Genomic DNA, 4779 nt, shown 5'->3' with positions numbered 1-4779 from the left:
GTGGCTTTTCGCGCGTGGGGCGACGCTGATGAAAATCTTGCCGGTCATCGGCAGCACCACGCCGGCCGCGAGTTGGGCTTTCGCGAACGCGATCGAAAAACGCTCGCTCACGCCCATCACTTCGCCGGTGCTGCGCATCTCGGGGCCGAGGACGATATCGACGCCCTGGAACTTAACGAACGGGAACACGCTTTCCTTGATGGAAACGTGCGCGGGAATCGGTTCGCTGTCGATCCCTTGCTCGGCGAGCGAAACGCCGGCCATCACCTTGGCGGCGATCTTGGCGACGGGGACGCCGGTAGCCTTGGCGACGAACGGCACGGTGCGGCTGGCGCGAGGGTTTACTTCCAGGACGTAGACATTCTGGCGATCGTCTTCGCGCTTGACGGCGAATTGAATGTTCATCAGCCCGCGGACGCGCAGTTGTTTGGCAAGCGCATGTGTGGCCTGGCGGATTTCCTCGATGACCGGCCCGGCGAGGCTATAGCACGGAATGACGCAGGCGGAGTCGCCGGAGTGAACGCCGGCTTCCTCGATGTGCTCCATGATGCCCATCACGATGGTGCGCTCGCCGTCGGAGATGGCGTCGACGTCGACTTCGATGGCGTCTTCCAGGAAGCGGTCAATGAGCACCGGTTGCCCTTGCGCGACGACGAAAGCCTCGGCGACGAAGCGTTCGAGTTGGGCGTCGTCGTAGCAGATTTCCATGGCGCGACCGCCGAGCACGAAGCTCGGGCGGACCAGCGCCGGGAAGCCGATCTTGGCGGCCTCGGCCCGGGCTTGCTCCATCGTGCGCGCGATGCCGTTGGCCGGTTGCTTGAGATTGAGACGGTGCAAGAGGCGCGCGAATTTCTCGCGGTCTTCGGCTTCTTCGATCGTATCGACGCTCGTACCGATAATCGGCACGCCGGCCGTGGCGAGCGCGCGGGCGAGGTTGAGTGGAGTCTGTCCGCCGAACTGCACGATCACGCCGTCCGGTTGGATGCGATCGCAGATGTTGAGCACGTCTTCGGTGGTGAGCGGCTCGAAGAACAGCAGGTCGCTGGTGTCGTAGTCGGTGGAGACCGTCTCCGGGTTGCTGTTGACCATGATCGATTCGATGCCCAGCTCGCGCAGGGCGAAGCTGGCGTGGCAGCAGCAGTAGTCGAACTCGATGCCCTGGCCGATGCGATTGGGCCCGCCGCCGAGAATCATGATGCGGCGCTTGCCGGGTTCCTTAGCGGGCGTTTCGTCTTCGTCTTCGTAAGTGGAGTAGTAGTAGGGCGTGTAAGCCTCGAACTCGGCGGCGCAGGTATCGACCGATTTGAATGTGGCGACAATGCCGCGGCGCTTGCGATTGGCGCGGACTTCCATCTCCGAGGTGTCCCAAATATGGGACAGCTGGCGATCGGAGAAGCCGAAGCGCTTGGCCTTGCGGAGGGTTTCATCGTCGCACGCGTCGAGGCCGCCGATGGCGCGGAGCTCGTCTTCCAGCTCGATGATTTCCTTCAGGTTGTCGAGGAACCAAGGATCGATGTTGGTGAGATCGAAGATCTCCTGTTGCGTCATGCCGTCTTTGAAGGCGTAGCGCAGATACCACACGCGGTCGGCGTTCGGACGGCCCAGCTTGGCGCGAATGGCGTCGCGGTCGGGCTGTTCTTTCGTGCCCCAGAGATCTTTGTTGTCGCAGCCGAAGCCGAAGCTGCCGACTTCCAAGCCGCGCAGGGCTTTTTGAAACGACTCTTTGAACGTCCGCCCGATAGCCATCGTTTCGCCGACGCTTTTCATCTGCGTCATCAGAGTGTCGTCGGCCTCGGGGAATTTCTCGAAGGCGAACCGTGGGATCTTCGTCACGACGTAGTCGATGGTCGGCTCGAAGCAGGCCTTCGTTTCGCGCGTGATGTCGTTGGGCAGTTCGTGCAGACGGTAGCCGACCGCGAGTTTGGCCGCGATCTTGGCAATCGGAAATCCCGTGGCCTTCGAGGCCAGCGCGCTACTGCGGCTCACGCGCGGGTTCATTTCGATGACGATCATCCGCCCGGTCTTGGGGTCGATGGCGAACTGGATGTTCGAGCCGCCGGTTTCGACGCCGATCTCGCGAATCACGGCGAGGCTGGCGTCGCGCATCCGCTGGTATTCTTTGTCCGTGAGCGTTTGCGCGGGGGCAACCGTGATCGAGTCGCCGGTGTGGACGCCCATGGGGTCGAAGTTTTCGATCGAACAGACAATCACGACGTTGTCGTCGACGTCGCGCATCACCTCCATCTCGTACTCTTTCCAGCCGATGATCGACTCCTCGATCAGCACTTCGGTGACGGGAGATTGTTCGAGGCCATAGGCGACGAGGCGCTCGTAGTCGGCGCGGTTGTACGCGATTGCGGAGCCGGACCCGCCGAGCGTGAAGCTGGGGCGCAAAACGCAGGGGAGGCCGATGTCCTTGATGACGCGCCGCGCGTGTTCGAGGTCGCGCACCGATTCGCCTCGGCAGACGTCGAGACCAATCTTGCGCATCGCGGACTGAAACTGGGCGCGCTCCTCCGCCTTGGCGATCACATCGGCGCGGGCGCCGATCATTTCGACGCCGTATTTCTCCAGCACGCCGCGCTTCGCCAGCTCCATGGCGAGGTTCAGGCCGGTCTGCCCGCCGAGCGTTGGCAGGAGCGCGTCGGGGCGTTCGGCCTCGATGATCTTGGCGACGATTTCCCAGGTGAGCGGCTCGATGTAGGTCCGGTCGGCGGTGGCCGGATCGGTCATGATCGTGGCCGGGTTCGAATTGACGAGGACCACCTCGTAACCTTCCTCGCGCAGGGCTTTGCACGCCTGGGTGCCGGAATAGTCGAACTCGCAGGCCTGGCCAATGACGATGGGACCGGAACCAATGAGCAGGATCTTGTGGATGTCGTTACGGCGCGGCACGGAAGCGGAACTCCTGGAACGGTGGTGACTTCGTCAACGCGGAGGCGCTGAGACGCGGAGGTATTTCGGAGGCGGGCGCGGGCCGTCTGCAGCCGAAGTCTGTGACCTCGTTGTACTACACATCTCTTTCAGAGGTCCGGAGGCAACCACGAAAGACACGAAAGGCACGAAACTCTTGTAGAGAATTGGTTTGCGCTGCAAGTTACAATTGCACATTGGCTCGCTGGTTGGATCAAAGTAGCGCTCACAAGCATGCCAAACGTTCGTGCTTTTCGTGTCTTTCGTGGTTCCTTCTGAGATGCGAAGTGCAACGTGGTTTGCAACCTCTGCTTGTTGGAATTGGCCTTGTCGCCTTGCGCTGGGTGTAAAATCCCTCGAAGTTACCATGAGACTGGGGTGATTCTCAAGGAGCGCACGGGGGCGTTGATCCCCCGCGAATGAGGGGCGTCGCGGGTGAAAAGTCGAAACCCCAGCCCCGGGAGTAGGTATGATCGAGAGGCGGGCTATTACTCGCCGTACGCGCCAACGAGGGAACGGACGTTGAACCGAATCGCCTTGCCGCCGATTGAAAGCACGTCTGCTCCCTCTCGCTTGGACGACGGGGAGGTGTGCGGCTTGCGCGACAATCGTATGGGTGCCTGGGGCAGGGGCGACAAACTCGTAGTCACCATGGCTCAACCGCTGGGGATTCGTTGGACTGGTCAACAAATCGTCACAATGCCCCAGCCGAATCGACGTGGCGGCTTGTACGGTTCGCCCCAGCCCCAGGCACCCAGCCTTTTGGAATTTACGCGAGAGTCGACATTTGAAAGAACACAGCTACTAGGACGTCCGCGCCGGCGGCGCGGGTTTACGCTGCTTGAGGTGCTGCTGGCGCTCGCATTGTCGGTGGTGTTGCTCTCGCTGCTGACGTTTTCGATCAATGTCTATATGCGGGCCAGCGAGGCCGGCCGGGGCGAGGTCGAGCGGGCACAGCTCGCGCGGGTCTTGTTGCGGCGCATGGCCGACGACCTTCGATCGACGCTGTGGAAGAATACAGAAGGAACTGCGGCGACCGAGTCGGAGAGCGCGGATTCGGCGTCCGGCGATAGTGCTACCGCTTCGGGGAGCAGCGGAACGGGAACTGGAAGCGGAAGCCAGTCTGGCAGCGGGACGGGATCGGGAAGCAGTACCGGGACCGGCGGCGGTACGGGAACGAATGCGAGCGATAGTTCCGGCGATGACGCTTCGACCAGTTCGCCTTCGACTTCGACCGAAGTTCCGCCCGTGATGGGGCTGTATGGCGAGCAGGGCTACGTGCAGGTCGACGTGAGTCGTTTGCCGCGAATTGAACAATACGCGTCGGCGATGGCGGGAACCGGCGACATCGTCAGCGACGTAAAAACCGTCGCCTATTACTGCCAGAACGCGAACTCCGCCGCCGCTTCCTCCGCGACCGGACTTTCGCGACGCGAGTTCGATCGCGCGGTCACGACTTACGCCTCGACCAACGGCGATATCTCCGCCTGGGAACGCGAATTGGCGCCGATCGCGGCGGAAGTCACGGCGATTGAGTTCCGCTACTTCGACGCCGCGGAAATGGAATGGGTGACGGCGTGGGATTCTGAGCTTAAAGAGGCGTTGCCAGTCGCCGTGGAGATCGCCATTGCGATCAGCGACGGAACGGCGACGGCGAACACGTCCGGCGCGGGCGCCGCCTCGACATCGACGTTGGATGCGTCGGCCGAGGGGCAAACGATCTACCGCTTAATGGTCTTTCTGCCGCAATCACAAACGCCGCAAACCAGCGGCGCGAGCGCCTTGGAGACGATGGTCAGCTCGTCGATTAGTTCCGCCGCGGCCAGCGCCGCCGGCGGGCAGACTGGCGCAAGCGGCGCCGGCGGT

At 62.3% G+C, this 4779-nt stretch carries 2 protein-coding genes; one reads left to right on the top strand and one right to left on the bottom strand.

Annotation, left to right across the window (positions count from 1 at the left end):
* The coding region (gene carB, locus SGJ19_21865) for a carbamoyl-phosphate synthase large subunit (protein ID MDZ4782905.1) at positions 1-2895 on the bottom strand (2895 nt) is incomplete at its 3' end.
* 864 nt (positions 2896-3759) lie between these two features.
* On the opposite strand from carB, the gene SGJ19_21860 reads away from it, so the two are divergent.
* A partial coding sequence (locus tag SGJ19_21860) for a hypothetical protein (GenBank protein ID MDZ4782904.1) occupies positions 3760-4779 on the top strand: 1020 nt, incomplete at its 3' end.

It is taken from the genome of Planctomycetia bacterium (assembly GCA_034440135.1).
In the GTDB taxonomy this organism is placed as follows: Bacteria; Planctomycetota; Planctomycetia; order Pirellulales; family JALHLM01; genus JALHLM01.
This window is presented reverse-complemented; position numbering and strand designations above follow the sequence as displayed.